Raw genomic sequence first — 17,878 nt, 5'->3', positions numbered from 1 at the left:
ACATGACACGGCACACCTTCCTGCGTCTGCTGGCCGAAGGGGCACCGGCCTCCGCCTACGCGGACGCCCTGCGGGCCGCCCTCGCGGCCCCCGGCGCCGACGCGGACACCCTGCGGGAGGAGTACCGCCTCGCGCTGCGGCTGCGCGACCGGTACGGCGCCCGGCACACTCCGCTCACGTCCCGACGCGCCCGCCCCGCATCCGAACGGGACCTGCTGACCTCCGCGACCGAGCTGACCGGGGCCACCGGCGACACCGACACCGTGCTGACCTCCGTCGTCGCCCGCGCCCGGCGGCTCCTCGACTGCGACCTCGCCTACCTCAGCCTGAACGACCCCGCACGCCCGGAGACCCACGTACGGGTCATGGCCGGGGCGACCACCGGTGACTGGAAGGGCGTACGCATCCCGTTCGGCACGGGCATCGGCGGCCGGGTCGCCGAGTCGGCCGTGCCGCTGGCCACCCCCGACTACTTCCACGACCGGCGCCTCGACCACGACGCCGCCGTGGACAACTCGGCCCGCGCCGAACGGCAGAGGGCCATCCTCGGCGTCCCGCTGGTGCACCGCGGTCACGTCACCGGTGTCCTGTACGCGTCCAACCGCACGGCCGGCCCCTTTGCCGCGCAGGCGGTGCTCCGGCTCGCCTCGTTCGCCGCCCCGGCAGCCGCCGCGATCGCCCGCGCCCGACTCCTGGACGACGGGGAACGGGCCCTGCGGGAGGCCCGCGCGGCACACACGGCACTTCAGGCACGCGCCCGCGCCACCGCCCGCGAACTGGCCGCCCACGACCACGGCACGGAGCTCGTCCTGCGGGGCGGTGGACTGCGCGAACTCCTCGGCGGCGCCCGGGACTTCCTCGGCGGCTGCCTGGCCGTCGTCGACGGATCGCGCACCCCGCCGGCATGGACCGACGGCACGCCCGAGGACCGGCTGCACACGATGGTCCGGGCGGCGGGCCGCACGCCCGAGGGCACGAGGGGCAGCACCCGGGCCGACGGCTGCTGGGTGACGGCACTGCACACGGGCGACGACTCCCTCGGCGCCCTGGTCTGGGCACCGGACACACCCACCGGCGACGCCACCGACGCCGACCTGCGCCTGCTGCAACGCACGGCGGCGACGGCGGCGCTGCTACGGCTGTTCGCCCGGGAACTCGCCGCGGCGGAGTCACGTGCGGGCGGCGACCTCCTCGACGCCCTGCTCGACGGTTCCGACCGGGCCCGAGCGGCACTGGCCGAACGCGCCCGGCGCCTCGGTCGCCGGCCGCGCGAACCCCACGTCGTCCTCGTCGCCCACCCCGCCGCCCGCCGACTGCCGCCGCTGTCCGCGGCCACGGCCGAACTGGCCGCCGCCCGCGGCGGCCTGGCCACGGTCCGGGACGGCTACGCCGTGCTCGCCCTGCCCTCGACGGACCCGGCCCCGACGGGCCGGCAGCTCGCCGCCTCCCTCTCCCTCCGGCTCGGCACCCCGGTCACCGTCGGCGCCGCCGGACCCGTCACCGACCCGGCCGACCTCCCGCACGCCCACGGCGAAGCCCTGGCCTGCGCGCGGGCACTGCTGCGACTGGACCGCACGGGGGAGTCCGCGACCGTCCCGGACCTCGGCTACACCGGACTGCTGCTCGGTGACACCGCCGCCGCGGGCGACTTCGTCGACCGGACGCTCGGGCCGCTCCTGCGTCACGACGCCCGGCGCGCCACCGAACTGCTCACCACCCTGGAGACCTACTTCGCCACGGGCCGCAGCCCCCGCCCGCAGCGCGGACCGCCTGCACGTGCACCCCAACACCGTCACCCAGCGACTGGACCGCGTCCGGCGCCTCCTCGACCTGGACTGGTCCGACCCGGAACGCACCCTGGACCTCCAACTCGCCCTGCGCCTGCACCGGATACTGCGCCCCGCCACTCCCGGGGACGCCGGCCCGTCCGCTCCCGGTGACGCCGACCGGCCCGTCCCCCGAGACGCCGACCCGTCCGGCCCCGTCAATCGTCGGTAACCCGGCAGCGGGCGTTCAACTCGCCGCCACCGTGCGGCCGTGGCGGGTGAGCAGCGTACGCCCTGCCCGAGCACACCGATCCTCTCCTCCCCGGACGGAGCCGTCATGACGGACCGATCACCACACCCCCTGCACAGACGCACACTGCTGCGCGCGACCGCCGTACTGCCCGCGGCCGGTGTCGCGGCCGCGGGCAGTACAGCCGTGGCCGCCACCCCGGCGCAGGCGGACGCCCCCGGCCGCGCGGGCCGGTTCGACAGCGAGAGCCCGCGCTTCACCCTCGCCGTCCTCCCCGACACCCAGTACCTCTTCGACGCCGACAGCGCCGACCCGGCCCCGCTGGCCGCGACCTTCCGCCACCTCGTCGGCGAACGGTCCACGCGCAACATCGCCTTCATGACCCACCTCGGGGACGTCACCGAACACGGCACCGAGGACGAGATCACGCGCGCCGCCGCCACCTTCCGCACGATCCACGGAAAGGTCCCGTACAGCGTCCTCGCGGGCAACCACGACATCAGCTCCGGCACCGACGACCAGCGCGGCGACACCGCCTACCTCGCCGCGTTCGGGCCCGCGCGCTACGCCTCGATGCCGACCTTCCGCGGCGCCTCGCCGGACGGCTACAACAGCTACCACGTGCTGCGCGCAGCCGGCCGCGAGTGGCTCGTCCTCGCCCTGGACTGGCGGGTGTCGGACAAGGGCCTGAGCTGGGCGCAGGGCGTCCTCGACGCGCACCCGACCCTGCCGGCCGTCCTCACCACGCACGACATCGCCTGGGCGGACGACGACGGCAAGGCCCAGCTCTCCGACAACGGCACGCGCCTGTGGAACGGGCTGATCCGCGGCAACGACCAGATCTTCCTCGCCCTCGGCGGACACTACTGGCCGCCCGGGCGCACGGTCCTGACCAACGACGCCGACAACGATGTCCACGTTCACATCACCAACTACCAGGACCGCTACTACGGCGGCGCCGGAATGATCCGCACCTACGGCTTCGACCTCGTCCGCGGCGTCGTCGACGTGGAGACCTTCGCCCCCTGGCTGCTGTCCCGCGACCCCGAGGAACGCAGCCCGCTGGAGGCCGAGAACCTCGAACTGACCGGCCCCGTCGACCGGTTCACCCTGGACATCGACTTCGGCCGCAGGTTCCGTCGCTTCGCGCCCGTCACCCCCGCGAAGCCCCGGCCGCCCGCCGCGGTGATGCCCCGCGGCACCCTCGCCTACTGGCGCTTCGACGCCGCCGGCACCCGGGCCGGCGGCACCGAGGGAGCCACGGTGGCCGACGGGGCCGTCGTGCGCGACCTGACCGGCAACGGCAACGACCTCACCGTGCGCCGGCTGGCGGGCGCCGACTCCGACACCCTGACCTGGTCCGCCGACCACCACCCCGGCCAGCCGGCCCACGCCAGCCTGCGCTTCGACGGCGGCAAGGAACCCGACCGCGGCGCCATCCTCACGACCTCCGCGCGGGCGGCCCTCAACAGCGAGAAGTTCCTCCACGGCTACACCATCGAGACCTTCCTCCGGCTGCCCGAGCCCTTCGAGGGGGACCACGCCTGGATGGGCATCCTGAGCTGGGAGGGCCGCAACGGCGACGCGGGCAAGACCACGGGCTGGTCACCGCTGGAGCCCACCTGCAGCCTCAACGTGTCGCCCGAGCGGTTCCTCCAGTTCGTGGTCTACCCGGAACGTCAGGACGCCGACCCCACGTCATGGAGCCACGCGGTGCCCGTCGGCCGCTGGATGCACATCGCCGTCGTCAACGACGGGCGCCGCACCGTCCTGTACGTCGACGGCTCGAGGATCGCCCGCAATCCGACGCAGCCGTCGACCGGCATCGCCACCCTCGGCAAACCCTTCGTCCTCGGCGCCACCCAGTCCGACGAGCGCTACGGCCAGGGCCTCTACGGCTCCCTGGGCGACACCCGCATCGTCAACCGCGCCCTCCCGGTGCGCGACTTCCTCACCCCGTTCGACTGACGCGCACCGTACCGGGGCCCGGGCGCCGCTGCGGGTAGGGGAGTCCGGGCACCTGGAACCCGAGGAAGGGCAGGCGCGCGGCGACCTCGGCCGGGCTCCGGCCCGTCCGGCTCGCCACCGCCAGCAGTTCCCCCGTCCCCCAGTGGCGCCCGCCCCGCCGGTCCACGGCCTCCGCCAGACCGAGGTCCGCCACCTCGACGTGCGGCGAGACCATGACGTGCAGGCCGAGGCGGGTCAAGCGCTCCGCGATCTGCTGGGGACTGCGGCCGGTGGCCCGCGCGCAGCGCAGCACGTGCACGAGCGACGGCGACCGCTCCCAGGTCAGCCAGGGCCCCCGGCCGTCGCAGTGCGCGCTGAGCAGCACGATGTCGTCGTCCTCGAACCCCCCTGCGTCCGGCACCTCGCAACTCCCGAACTGGAAGGCGCCGTAGCCGAGTTCGCGGCAGCGGCCGGCGACCTCCTCCGGGGTGCGGCCGAGAACCCTCGCGGCGAGCAGCACGTGCCCGAGGCCCCACTCTCGCCCCACCCAGGGGGCGCGCCCGTCGGCGTCGCGGCTCGCCAGCACCGCGTCGTCGGGGTGCGGGGTGAACGCCGGCGCGTACCCGAGGGCGGCCATCCGCAGCGCGACCTCGTGCGGGCTGCTCCCCAGGACGTCGGCGACGGTCTGGACGTGCCGCGCGCCGACACCGGTGAGCGGGAGGTACGGCCGGTCGGAACGGGCCTCCTCGTGAATCATCGCGAGGTCGCCGGGGTGCGCCGTCTCCGGCAGCCCGGAGGGCACGTCGGGATACCCCAGCGCGCGCAGCCGGCGGGCGGCCTCGGCCGGGGCGATGCCCTGCTCGTGCGCCCGCCGCACCACGTGCGGGACGGGGACGGCCGCCTCCGGCGGGAGCCAGCCGGTGTCGGTGGTGGCGAGGAGGGCGTCCTGCGCGGGCACGGTGTCCGGCAGCGGACCGTCCGGGACGACGACGTCGGTGTACCCCAGTTCCCGGTAGCGGTCCGCGACCTCCCGCGGGTTCGCACCGGAGCCGGCCGCCGCCCGGACGACCCGGCCCCACGGCACGGTGTCCTTCAGCACGGGTGCGGCACCGTCCCCGTGCGGGCTGACGAGCCGGATGTCGTCCGACGTGATGTCCCGGTCGGGGACATCGGGCAGCCGGGTGTAGCCGAGCTCCCGCAGCCGGGCCGCGACCGACGCCGCGCTCCTCTTCTGCTCGTGCGCCCGGAACAGCACATGCCCGGCCGGTACCGGCTCCGTGCGCGACAGCCAGGAACCGTTCTCGCCCCGCACGGGTTCGCCGTCGATGAGGTCGACGTCCCCGGCCGAGGCCTCCTCGGGCAGTGCCGTCTCCGGGACGGTGAAACCGAGCGCGCGCAGCCTGCGGGCGACGTGCGCGGGGGACTCACCGGTCCTCGCGGCGGCCATGACGACGTGCGGGAACCAGTTCCGGTCGTCCTGCGCGAGCCAGGAGTTCCAGCCGCGTTCCACCAGCTCCACGTCCTCCTGGGTCACCGAACGCGGCAACTCCCCCTCGGGCAGCGACCGGTAGCCGAACTCGCGCAGCCGCGCGGCGACCTCGTGCGGGGCACGCTCCAGCTTCCGCGCCACCCGCAGCACGTAGTGCAGGGGCACGGGGAGGTCCGGGCGGAGCCGGTCGCTGTAGCCGGGCTCCTGGCCGAGCAGCGTCAGATCGGCGGCGGTGATCCCCATGACGACGGGATCGACCCGGTAGCCCAGCTCGGTCATGCGGGTGCGTACCGCGACCACCGCCGCCAGCTCCCGCTCCGCCTCCTGCGGCTCGCCCCACGCGTTCGCGGCCTTCAGGAGGTGCAGGACGCCCACCGGGACGTCGTCGGGCAGGAGCCGGTCCTCGGCGCGGACCAGGTACAGGTCTGCCGTCGTCAGTTGCTCCGGAAAGCTGTCCGGCGCGGGTCCCGGGTGGCCCAGTTCGGCGAGCCGGGCCGCGATCCGGGCGGGCGGCTGCTTCAGCCGGTCCGCCGTCCACACCACATGGGCCCGCAGCAGGGCGGTGTCGTCGGGGCCGAGCCAGGGCGGACGGCTGTGGTTGCCGATGCCGAGCAGGGGCAGATCGTCCGGCCTGGCCGCGGCCAGCAGGCCGGCGGGGGGTACCCGGTATCCCAGCTCGGCGAGCCTGGACCCGATCTCCCCGGGATCGCGGCCGAGCTCCCCGGCCGCGTACAGGACGTGGCCCAGCGCCACGGGTTCGTCCGGGTCGAGCCAGGGCTTCCGGGCATCCAGATCGCGGCTGACGAGGCGCCGGTCGTGGTCGTCGAGGTCGGTCGCGGGGCGGGGCATGCCGGTCTCCTGGGGCGGTGTGCGGTCGGGACGGGGAGAGGGGGAGGGGCGAGGGCGGGTCACTCGGCGACGCTGACGTAGCGGTCCCGGTCCCGCTTGTGCGTCTTCTGCTCGGACATGTCCACCCGCACGCCCGCCGGTTCGAGGGCCTCCCACAGGCGCAGCATCATCGCGTCCCCGAGGTAGCCGCCGCGCAGGTCCAGGTAGCGCAGATGGGTCAGCGGCTGCCCGCTCAGCAGGGCGGCGGCGCCCTCGTCGTCGAGCGTGCCCATCGACAGGCGCAGGGCCTCCAGCCGCGCCACCACCGGGGCCTGGGCCACGGCGCCCGCGATCTCGTTCTGCACGGGACTGTTCTGCAGCCCCAGCTGACGCAGGGAGGGCAGCCCCGCACCGCCGAGCAGCGGCCCCAGGTCGTCCAGGGTCGTGTCGCCGCCGTAGTGCTCCACGCCCAGCCACAGCTCCAGGCACTCCAGGGCGGGCAGGTCGGACGCGGCGACGTTGCGCACGATCGCGGCGGGCAGCCCCCCGCTCTCGAAGCGCAGGGTGCGCAGCCCCTCGTGCCGCGTGACCGGGAACTCGAGGTTCTCGCTGCCCCGTACGCCCAGCTCCCTCAGCCGGGGGTAGGCCTCAAGCAGCGGGCCCAGGCCGCTCTGATGGATCCAGGAGATCTCGCACTCCTCGGCGACGACGTCCCCGAGGAACACCGCCTCCAGCGAGGTCAGCCGGTCGCGCAGGGCGACGAGCCGGTCGATCACCTCCGGCTCCTCCTCCTCGGAGCCGAACCACGGGCCGCCGAAGACGAGCGCACGCACCCGCTCCTGCTCGACGGTCGCCACGAAACGGTCCCAGTAGTCGTCCTGGAACTCGTCCTCCTCACATCGCAGGCGCCACGCCACGGAGGACACGTCGTCCGGCAGCGGACGCAGGTCCCCGGGCGGCCCGAAGGTTCGCACCTGAAGCCCGTGGAACGTCTCCAGGTGATCCACGTCGAGCGGGTGCCGCTCCGCTCCGGCCAGCAACTCCATGACGATCCTTGCCCGTTGACGACTTACCGGCGTTCTTTCTAGCAGCAGCCCACGACAGCGGGAGCACGGACGTGCCGCCGACGGCCCCCACCGTCCACGCCCGCCGCGCCCCGCCCCGCACGACCGGGCCCGGCCCGGGTGGGGAGAGCACCGGGAACGGCGTGGGCACAGGCTCGCCGCCTCCCCGGTTCTTCTCCTCAGCCTCCGTGCACCACGGCCGACAGATCGCCGCGCCTGATCTCCAGGACGTGGTCCTCGGGGAGCGTGGCCCACCGGGGCGCCGCCTGCGGCCGGCCGGTGGACGCGACGACCACGGAGTCCGCGTGGCGGCGGTGGTCGAGGGCGAAGAAGTCCGCGTCGCGGCGCCGGACCACCTCCGGGTGCGGGGAGTGCGCGGCGTAGGCGTACAGCGCGTCGGGGCGAGGAGCAGGCAGTTGAGGCCGGCGAAACGGGTGGCCCGGGCCCGGATGCCGGCCGCGGTGGCCCGGATGGCCGGAGGGAGACACATGCCCTCGTCCAGGCGGCGCCGGACGGCCAGGTAGGCCCCGGACCTGGTGCACCGCCCCCTGCACGACTGGCCGCTGCGCCGCACCTACGCCCTGCTGTGGCCCGACATGGCCGGGTCACCGCCGTGGCCACGGTCCTGTCGGAAGTACGTCACGCGGTCGGCGTCCCGCGGACCGAGGAAGGACCGGGCGGCCCGCACGAGTGAGGGATCCGCCACCTCAGCCCACCGGGTCCCGGAGTGGTTCGGTCAGGATCTCGTACGCCGATTCCGCCAGAGACGCGGACACGGTGTCCGGCTCCGTCACCGGGCCGCCCGGGATACCCGCGAGGAAGTGCGGCGGGCCGTCGGTGACCTGGACGAGGGTGACCGGCACTCCGTCCTCGGGGCCCGTCGTGATCTCGTACGTCGGGGTGACGAGGCGCAGGCGCAGGCCGAGGAGTTCCGCGGCGACCCACAAAGTCACGTCACCCGCCGGACCCGTGTGGTCGCCCCGGGTCCGGATGGCCGCCGCGAGCCGCGCCACCGTCGTGTCCGTGCCGAGGCCGCCGATGTGGTCGGCGTACCGCCCGGGGTGGCCGGCCAGTTCGGCGGCGGTCGCCGCGCGCATCCTCTCGATGACGGCGCCGGGCCCGTCGGACTCCGCCAGGCCGAGCCTGCCGCGTACGTGCGGCCCCGCGACCTCCAGGACGGCACGGAAGAAGCAGTCGCCGTCCCCGAGCACGTCCCGGGGTGTCACACCGGTGCTGTCGAGCCGTGCCCACTGGTGGGCGGTCAGCAGCCGCTGCCCGCCGCCGTACCGGGGGACGGGGCGGCTCGTGTCGTACGCACCGGCCGGCGGGGCGGGAGTGAGAACGGGAACCCCGGCGGCTTCGGAGACTTCGGTGGCCGCGGTCGCCCGGGTGGCCACGGTGCTCGTTCCGCCGACGGTGGCCCCGGTTCCCGGTGGGGCTTCGGTGGTGCGGAACAGGATGTCACCGGTGACCCACCGGACGCCGCCCGGTCCACGCACCTCCAGTACGGCCACGGCCCGCACCCGGTGACCGTCCATGCCCTGGCCCTTGGCATTCTCCATGGGTGTGCCGAAACGCAGCAGTTCGCGGCGCTGACTGGACGCGGTCGCGGTCTGGCCGGCCGACGCGTGTTCGCCGCCCAGCGGGACGGACACCCCGCCGCGCGGGCCCGGGCCGCCGGAGTACTCGAAGGTGGCGCCGGTGGTGACGACCGTGTCCGCCTGCGTCTGGAACCCGTCCGCGGAGAGCTCGATCCGGTCGATGGCGGTGTCCTTCGTCGTCACTTCGGCACGCGGTGCGTACAGCCGCACCGACACGGAGGTGCGGTCGCCGCCCCGGTCGCCCAGGTACGGTGCGGTGGCCGCGGCGTCCAGGAGCGTCAGTCTGCCGTCGGCGGCCAGGCTGGTCAGACGGATGAACATGCCCTCGGCGGACCTGGTGGTGCGCGGGTTCAGGTCCTGCCGCAGCGAGGGGTCCACCACGCGCAGCGCCTCGCCCAGCCGGTCGATGCCCGCGAAGTCGTACACCTGGAAGGGCCGGGACGGCACCCAGTGGTCCCCGTCGAGCAGCTCCCGCAGGCCGGGCGGCAGTTCCATGTCGATGACGGTGTCCCCCGGCGCGGCCTGCGGCGGCGCGATCCTCGGGTCCGAGGTGAACAGGCCCGGACCGCCGGTGAGCGCGGGGCTCTCACCCGTCGTCTCCGAGGAGTTGAAGCGGAGGAACACCTCCGCCGGTTCGACGCCCGTGCGCGCCGGTGCCCAGGGCAGTCCGGACAGGGCACCGGAGGAGAGAACGGCCAGACCGGCCACCGGAGCCGTGAGGGAGGCGAGGCCGTCGCCGAGCGAACCGATCAGCTTGCCGATCAGCGCGCCGTCCAACGGCCAGGAACGCACCGTCACGACGTACTCGTACGGCACGCGGAACTCGGCCGTGTTGCCGAACGTCCGCTGCCACGACCGCAGTTCACGGCTGGAGAGCTGGGCGTCCTGCCATGTGGTGCGGCGGGCCACGCTCGCGGTCGGCCGGAACCGGTGGTCGCCGTGCTGCCCGGCGGGGGAGAAGGCCAGCTCGTGACTGTTCCCGGTGCTGCGCGCCACGCGGGTGGCACCGGGCACGTCGAGTGCCGTGCCGGCGCCCCGCGAGTGACCGAACACGTTGTCCATGCCCGAGGAGCGCGTGACCGGCTTGCCGCGCAGTCCGGCGAGCCGGGTGCCGCGGGCCGGCCGGGCGACCAGTGCCACCTCCACAAGGCGGGGGCCCAGCCAGGACCGGTGCACGAAGTGGAAGGCGGTGTGCCCGCGCGGCCCGGCGTTGACCAGCGCGCGCAGCCCGAGGGACGTGCCGTGCTCGTTGATCCGCGACAGCACCCCGGGCAGATGGGCGGCATGGCCCGGCTCGGTCGTGCCGGGCGCCTCGCGCTCCACCAGCCGGCGCACCCGCTCGGTGAATGCCTTGCGCCCGCCCCCGAGGACGACGTCACTGGCCGCCCCGTAACCGAGCACGCCACCGCTCGAGACGTAAGGGGACGGCAGCAGCCGGTCGGGGCGGTTCGCGCCGAGCGGGCTGCGCCCCGCCCGCCGGGCCAGGTCGGCCAGTTCGGGATGGTTCTGCAGGTCGTTGTCGACCAGCAGGAACTCCAGTGTCCCGTCCGGCTCGACGACCTTCCTGCCGCTGACACCGGGGGCGGGGTGGAAGGTTCCGGACGCGGCGTTGCGACGGCCGCGCCGCACGGTGACGACCAGATGTGCCTTCGCGGTGAACCGGTACACGGGCGTGGTGTCCTCCACGGTGACCCGGAAGACCCCGGCGATGTCGTTGGCGGTGACGCTCCGTCCGCCGGAGCGCCGGTAGGTGTAACTCCCGGACGGGGTGAAGGCGCCGTCCTGCGAGCCGTACCGGTCGGACGCCGAGAGGGCGACCTGATGGGAGGAGTTCACCCCCGAGGTGAACGCGGACGCGTCGACGGACTGCAGCCACCGCTCGGCGTCCATCGGTGCGCCCTCGGGCAGCAGCTCCACGTCCGTGAGGTAGCCCTCGACCTCGACGAGATAGTCCGTGCCGGTCACCACGCCCGGGGTGCCGGCGCTCTCCACCACGTACGAGTCACGGAACACCCGCAGGGCATTGCCCGCCACGTGCTGCGGCGAGAAGGCCGTGTCGAAGACCGCGCGGGCCGACGACTCTTCGCGCGTCGCCGGCTCGCCGAATGCGGTGCGCCACGCCCACCGCGCCGCCCCTGCCGTCTGCCCGCCCAGCCAGGAGCCGGTGCCGGAGAGCAGATCCCACATCAGACCGCGGCGGGGCGGGGCCGAGTCGGTCACCGGGGCCGTGCCGTCGCGGTCGGCATCGGCGGGTTCGGCGACGGCTCCCGCGAGGACCTCGACATCGCGGCTCTCCGTGTCGGGGGCCGTCGGATCGACGTTCTGAGCCTCCAGATCGATGTCGTCCGGGAAGGCGCCCGGCATCGGTTCGCGTGCGCGCAGCGCCCGTTCCTCCTGGCGTGCGGCCTCCTCGTCGAGCTCGTCGAGCATCCCCGGGACCACCTCGCGCAGCTCCGCGCTGCCCGGCACCCGGTCGAGGAGGGCGGTCTCCGGCAGCCGCAGCACACCGCCGTGGTACGTGTGCCCGGCGCCCGGTCCGGCCAGCTTCCGGATGTCCGCGTCCTCCACGTCGCGCACGACGGCTCGTGTCGGACGGGCCCCGGTGTGCGGTGTCGTGGACGTGCGGTCGGTCGGCACGGCGAGCCGGACCGTGCCGTCCTCCGGCTCGGGGGCGAGCCCCTCGGCGTGGCTGTCGCTGATCGTCATGGTGTGGGTCACGGGCACCGAGAAGACCTGGGTGCCGTTGGCGGTGGGGCTGAGCATGTAGTACTCGTGACCCGTCCCCGCGCTCGAACCGGCCGTCGCCGACTCCGCCCTGCTGTACGTGTACCGCGCGCCCCACTCCTGCAACCCCTGGTCGCCCCGCGCGCCGAAGGGGTTGGTCACCGAGGCGCCGCCGCCGGCGTTCCAGCCGAAGGGCGTTCGCTGGAACTGCTCGTCGCCCGCGAGCGTGGACCCGACGTAGTTCAGCGTCTGCACCCCGGGCAGCGAACGCTCATGGACCACCCCGTCGTTGTCGGAGCCCCGCCCGCCCGCCGTGTCGTCGTAGCGGCGCCCGGTCCTCAGCCGTACCGTCGCGCGACGCGTGCCGTGCGGGGTCGGCAGTTCGAAGGTGATCGCGTCGCCGCCCTCGATCATCTCGTCCAGGGCGCCGCGCAGCGCCAGCCGGGACCGCATCCGGTCCAGCTTGCGCCGGTTGTTGAGGCGCTGCACGCGCAGCGCCTCCTCGGTGACGTGGTCCCACAGACGCGGCTGCGGCCGGTCCGGCGGCAGATAGCCGTTGTCCCGCAGCCACGTCTCCGCCTGGTCGAAGAGCGGATCGGTACCGCTGACCTGGAGCGGTGTCGTCGACACACCCAACTGCGTCAGGTGCAGCACCTCCCGCGGCAGATACCGCGTCTCCTCCGGCTCCCTGCCCAGCGTGTGCACGGAAGGGACGCGCATGTTCAGCGCGTATCCCTCGCCCCTGCCCAGCCGCGAACCGGAGGCGGCACGGACCGGTGCGCTGTCGGGGCGGACGAGGGTGACGTGCAGCGCCAGGTCGGGACGGACCGGCAGCAGCGGATCGCCCGTGCGCAGGGAGTGCGCGAGGCGCGCGCTGCCCGCCGAGGTCAGGGTGTGGGCGAACTGGTGGGAGGCACCGATCTGTCCGCTGACCGAACCGCCCAGCGGATCCGCACCGGTCACGGGATCGGGAGCACCGGACGACAGCCCGAACCGCAACGGCAGGGTGAGCCCCAGGGAGTTGGCGATCTGCGACGTCCCCTGCATACGGACGGAGCGCAGGACGTAGGACTCCAGTACGGACGACGCGCTCACCGGCCCGGTCACGGTGTCCCCGCCGCTCAGGGCGGCGGAGAACCTGAGGTAACCGATCGCGGCTCCCGATGCCGAGTACAGCGTCGGCGAGGCCACCGAACCGGCCCACGACTGGGGCAGGTTACTGCGCTGATTGCCCTCCTTCACGAACTCGAACAGCTCGTCCACGGACCGCTCCGACAGCGTCGTGAGATCGGGGAAGGCCTCCAGCAGATCGGCGAACATCCCGTCGTGGTGCACGAGCGACTCCGGCCCGAACAGGGGAAGTTCGTCGAGCAGGCGGTCGAGGGGAGCGGGCCGGGACTTCTCCGCCTCCCGCTGCCTCTGCTTCTCCTCCTCGGACGGCTCGGACGGCTCGGACGGCTCGGACGACTCGGACGACTCGGACGACTCGGACGGTGCGACTGGTTCGGCCGGTTCCTCGCGAGGCCGGTCGTCCCCGGGTTCGGGAGCGTTGGCCAGGTAGGTGGGGAACCATACGGTGAGCGGGGACTCGGTCCTCGGCGCATCGGGTGCCGGGGGCGGTGCCGGGGTCTCCCCGACCTCCTGCCACTCCGGCTGCCCGGTGCCGGCGAGTACGTCCCGCGAGGTGCCCGTGTTACGGCGGATCTGCCATGTCATGGCGAAGTCGAACGGCAGCGAACGGCCCTTGCTGCGCCACAGGACCATCGGCTGCACCGTGCGTCCGGTCGTCGTGGTGGTGGTGAGCTGGTTCCAGGTCATGTTGATCTGCGGCGAGAACGTGATGCTGCTCAGCGCGCCGTGCCTGACCGTCCAGGGCCGGCTGAAGGTGAGGTTCAGCGCGCGCAGATCGCCTGCCCCCGAGGTGTCGCCGTCGTCGTGGATGCCGAATGCCCACCGCTGGATGCCCACGGGCGGTCCGTCGGGCATGGGCTCCACCCGCTGTGGTGCGGGCCCGATGAAGGAGAGCTGGAGACGCAGTGAAACCGGGTAACGCTGCCCCCGCAAGGTGACGTTCAGGGGAAGACCCGCGTCGCTGAACAGCCGCGGCCACTCGGCGGTGAGCAACCGTGCCGTCAGCGTGGTGCGCACGGCCTCACGGAAGCCGGTGTCCTCCGCCGTGCCGTCCTCGGCGGTCGCGACGGCCCGCTCCCGGAGCCACTCCACGACGTGTTCCGGCACGGGCGTGATGTTGGCAAGCGCCTGCGCGCCGTCGCGACGGGTACCGAAGGTCGTCACGGCCTCTCCGGGACGGGGCTCGTCGCCTTCGGGGGGAGCCACGGGGGTGGGGCCGGGTTCGGGCTCGGGGCCGGGTTCGAGAGGAGGCACGGGTTGGGGCTCGGGGACCGGTTCGGGTTCGGTGTCGGTGTGGGGGTGTTGCTCTGGCTCTGGCTCCGGGGCCGGTTCGGAATCGGATCCGGATTCGGTTCCGGATGCGGTCCGAGGGTGTTGCCCGGACACGGGGTCGGGTTCAGGCACTGCTTCGGGCCCGGACTCCGGCTTCGGCTCGGAGTCCCGTTCTGGTTCCACGACCGGCTCCGTGCGCGGCGTCGTCTCCTCCACCGGGACAGGGGTGCCCGGCTCGTTGTCGGTGGGAGGTGTGACGACGATGGTGGGCAGTGTGCCGGGGGGTGGTGCGACCGTGCTGAAAGGCACGCTCGGCACGTCCTCGGCGGGCGGCGTGACGACGATGGTGGGCAGTTCGTCGAGTGGCGGCGTAACCGTCACGACGGGTATCAACGGGGCACTCACCATGGGGATTTGGGGGTCACCGGCGTCCGACGGGACGTCCCGCTCCGCCCCGCCCTCGATCAACCGGTGGAAGTCGTCCAGGGCCTCGTACATCTCGTTGACCCGTCGGGTGACGGCGACGGGGTTGGTGATCAGCGCCGGGGGACGCGCCCCGTAGAGGGACCGCATGAGGGCGTGGGCCTGCGCCGGCTCGTGCGTCCGCACGGCGTCCGTGCCGTTGTTGCGGAGCTGCCCCGTGAAAGGGTCGTGGCCCGTGTTGGTCCCCAGGTAGGCGTTGGTGAGCTGGGCGAAGTATTCAGCCGGACTGCGCGAGGAGTAGTTCTCGGTCTCCACACCCCGGAGGTTCAAGCGCGGGCCGTCGGGCCACTGGACCGCCGTGCCCTGCCGCAGCTTGGCCGCGTGCAGGGCGTCGACCAGTGCCCGTCGGCCGTCGTCGAGACCCCACAGATGGACGAGGTGCCCGAGCTCGTGCGTCACGGCCGAGTAGCCGTCGGGGAAGTGACCGTCGCGGTCCACCGTGGTCACCTCGCCGAGGAGATTCTCCTCAGGCACGGCGACGATCCGCCGCACGGGATCGGTCAGCGCGCGCAAGGTGTCCGCGGTGCGGGTGCCACCGGGGTGCGTGTGCTCCGGCATGTCAGTGAGGTGCGCGAACTCCGGAAGGTCGGTGAGGCGGGTGTCACGGGGTACGACGACCACGCGGACGCCGCTGTTCAGGACGTTCTCGGCGATCCGCGGATCACGGAGCACACGGTTGAGGATGCGGGAGACCTCCGCACGCGACGTGGCGGGCTGCTGCACACCGTCCGGGACGATCACACGCTCCCGGGTGAACTCGTCGGTCGCGGGTAACACCTCGGGCTCCGCCCCGGGGCCCGTTCCGTCGGTTCCGCCGACGCCGACGGGACCGCCCCGATCGTCGGCCCCGCCCGCGGGAGGGGCCGCGTAGACACCGACCGTGGGGGCGGGCGGCAGGTGGATGTCGAACTTGCCGCCGAACGCGGACGCGCCCTGACCGAGATGGCGTTCGCTCACCGCGCTGAGGCCGCCGCCGAGGAAGGTCGACAGGCCCTCGATGGGGAAGTGGAAGATCGCCGCCGTCGCCAGCCCGCCGAGTGCCTCCGCGCCGCCCTCGGAAAGGAAGTGCGTGAGGTCCTCGCCCAGCTCGTGCCGGAACCGGTCGACCGGACTCGGTGTCGCCTTCGGTATCGGGCCGGGAGTGGGAGTGGGTTTCGGAGCGGGCCGTGGCGTCGGTCTCGGTCTCGGTTTCGGCTTCGGATTCGGTTTCGGACCGGGTGTGTGGTTGTTGGAACTGTCGTTGTATTTGTGGTTGACCTTGCTGCCGTCGCCGCCGATCTCCTTGAACAGGTTCTTGTTGTCCGTGAGGTTCTTGAAGTTGTTCTTCAGGCCTTTGAGGATGTCGTTGAGGAACCCGTGGAACAGTCCGGTGAACGCGCCGAAGACACCGTCCTGGATGATCCGGTTCCAGTCGAACCCGTCCGGCCTGCGGCCCTTGGGCGCGCCCAGCATCATGCCCAGGCGCACCGCGAATGCCTGGAACGCCTCCTCGAACATCTCCGAGAGGCTGGGCAGCGCATGGCTGCGCTTGAACAGCCATTGCAGCACCGTGAGGATGGCGACCCGGCTGCGCGCCTTCGCCACGGCGGCCTGGCTGGAGGCGCTGCCGCCGGTGAAGATCGACAGCGCCGCGATGACGGCCAGCTCGATGAGCAGCGTGATCAGCTCGGCGATGATCTGCCACTTCGCCTCCATGATGTCCATGGAGGACTGCGTGCGGGCCTTCTCCAGGTCGTCGAGCTGCCTGGCGAAGTCGTGCAGGTAGTTGACGCCGCCGTCGTCGAGGAACATGTGCATCGCGCGCACATAGTCGGCCCCGACCTTCGGGGGCAGGGACCGGCCCACGCCCCCGGCGGTCGTCCCGATGACGTCCGACAGATCCCGCATGCGCCGGGCCAGCCGCCCGTACGGCGCGCCGTTGGCGTAGGCCATGTCCTCGTCGGCCTGGAGCATCTTCTCGCCGATCAGCACGAACAACAGATTGTTCAGCTGCGGCGAAACCTGGATGCTCATCGGGCGCATTCCGAGTTCTTGCCGACCATCGCGCTTCCGCCCTCCGTGCCCGACCGGCACCCGCCCCTTTTTGGGGATTTCCTGGTGCGGGGCTGCCACGACCCTAATGCGGCCGCCGGCGGAGTGCGGAACAGGACGGAGTCACTCTGCGGTTAATGCCTGAATTTCCTCTTTCGATTTCATGCCGGAGAAACATGGCGGCCACACTGAAACATGACCGCCACACCGCCTTCAATATCTGAGGCGCGCCGCACGGATGTACGCCGGCCGGCGCCCCTCCCGCGCCGCGCGGAGGTCAGCCCTTCGTGACCGCCGGTTCGAGCAGGGTCAGCGTGCGGTTGTCCGCGTCGACGCGGGCGCGGACGCCGAGGGGCAGTGGGAGGTTCGGCGTGGTATGGCCGAAGTCGACCTGGGCGAGCACCGGGATGTCACGTCCGCCCAGGACGTCGAGGACGACGTCGCGCAGTTCCGCGCGCTGTCCGCCGGCCTCGTGGGGTGTGACCTCGGTCGGGACGCCGACCACCATGGCGGCGATCCGGTTCAGCACGCCGGACAGCCGCAGGGTGTGCAGGTCGTTCCAGATCCGTGAGACCGGCCGCTGCAACTCCTCCCAGAACAGCACGGCGCCCTCGAACCGCTCGGGGGCCGGGGCGAACGGCGTCGCCTGCAGCAGGATCAGCCGGTTCAGCAGACCGCCGAACAGCCGGCCCTCGGCACTGCCGGGCCGCCAGGTCTCCCAGACCTCCCTGGCCGGCAGCGCGCCCGGCGCCTCGGCCCTGGTGAGCACCCGGGTGTAGAGGTCGACGAGTTCGGCGCGCCGGGCCGCGTCGCCCAGCGTGTACCAGTCGCCGCCGAAGCCGTGTGTGGCGATGTCGGCGTGGAAGCCGACGAGGCCGGTCCGGGAGTGCAGCGCCATGTGCAGCAGCGAGATGTCGCTGTAGCCGATGATCGGTTTCGGATCGGCCCGGATCGCGTCCAGGTCGATCAGATCGAGATAGCCGACGGTCGCCTGCCCACCGGTGTGCGCCACGACGGCCCGCACCTCCGGGTCCCGCAGCAGCGCGTTGAGCTCCTCGGCCTGCTCCGACGGTGTGCCCGACGCCCACCAGCGGCCCCGGGCCGGGTCGACCATCGGGCTGACCCGCACCCGGAAACCCATCCGCTCGAGAATCGCCACACCACGGGCGAGCAGTGGTTCCTCACCCGGTTCGAGCCGGCCCGAGGGTGCGGTGACGACCACCAGGTCGCCGGAACGCAGCGCGCGGGGTCGAAGGATCGCAGCAGGCATGGGGTTTCCTCTTGTTCGGTCG

At 73.1% G+C, this 17,878-nt stretch carries 7 protein-coding genes and 1 pseudogene; 3 read left to right on the top strand and 5 right to left on the bottom strand.

The window, feature by feature from the left end:
* Positions 1-2: 2 nt before the first annotated feature.
* The 3 genes and pseudogenes from QFZ64_RS02535 to QFZ64_RS02530 all read left to right on the top strand — a co-directional run.
* Positions 3-1,544 (top strand): annotated as a pseudogene (locus tag QFZ64_RS02535) (GAF domain-containing protein); the annotation flags it as partial.
* 82 nt (positions 1,545-1,626) lie between these two features.
* Complete coding sequence (locus QFZ64_RS35260) at positions 1,627-1,998, top strand: helix-turn-helix domain-containing protein (RefSeq protein ID WP_373430719.1); 372 nt, start codon at positions 1,627-1,629, stop codon at positions 1,996-1,998.
* Between the two features lie 105 nt (positions 1,999-2,103).
* Complete coding sequence (locus QFZ64_RS02530; RefSeq protein ID WP_307061849.1) at positions 2,104-3,984, top strand: LamG-like jellyroll fold domain-containing protein; 1,881 nt, start codon at positions 2,104-2,106, stop codon at positions 3,982-3,984.
* Here the strand turns inward: QFZ64_RS02530 and QFZ64_RS02525 are convergent.
* The 5 genes from QFZ64_RS02525 to QFZ64_RS02505 form a co-directional block, all read right to left on the bottom strand.
* Positions 3,968-6,301 carry a hypothetical protein gene (locus QFZ64_RS02525; protein ID WP_307061848.1) on the bottom strand — a complete coding sequence of 778 codons (2,334 nt, stop codon included), beginning with the start codon at positions 6,299-6,301 and terminating at the stop codon, positions 3,968-3,970. The two genes, QFZ64_RS02530 and QFZ64_RS02525, sit on opposite strands and share 17 nt — an antisense overlap.
* 59 nt (positions 6,302-6,360) lie before the next feature.
* Positions 6,361-7,326 carry an STM4015 family protein gene (locus QFZ64_RS02520; protein WP_307061846.1) on the bottom strand — a complete coding sequence of 322 codons (966 nt, stop codon included), beginning with the start codon at positions 7,324-7,326 and terminating at the stop codon, positions 6,361-6,363.
* A 197-nt stretch (positions 7,327-7,523) separates the two neighbouring features.
* Positions 7,524-7,832: a hypothetical protein gene (locus QFZ64_RS02515; RefSeq protein WP_307061844.1), complete on the bottom strand. Its 309-nt coding sequence runs from the start codon at positions 7,830-7,832 to the stop codon at positions 7,524-7,526.
* A 219-nt stretch (positions 7,833-8,051) separates the two neighbouring features.
* On the bottom strand, positions 8,052-16,568 hold the full coding sequence (locus tag QFZ64_RS02510) for a hypothetical protein (RefSeq protein WP_307061842.1): 8,517 nt from the start codon (positions 16,566-16,568) through the stop codon (positions 8,052-8,054).
* A 295-nt stretch (positions 16,569-16,863) separates the two neighbouring features.
* On the bottom strand, positions 16,864-17,856 hold the full coding sequence (locus tag QFZ64_RS02505; RefSeq protein ID WP_307061840.1) for an LD-carboxypeptidase: 993 nt from the start codon (positions 17,854-17,856) through the stop codon (positions 16,864-16,866).
* Positions 17,857-17,878 lie beyond the last annotated feature (22 nt).

This window comes from Streptomyces sp. B3I8 (assembly GCF_030816915.1).
Lineage (GTDB): Bacteria > Actinomycetota > Actinomycetes > Streptomycetales > Streptomycetaceae > Streptomyces.
The sequence above is the reverse complement of the archived record's forward strand: the minus strand, read 5'-3'. Positions and strand labels throughout refer to the sequence as shown.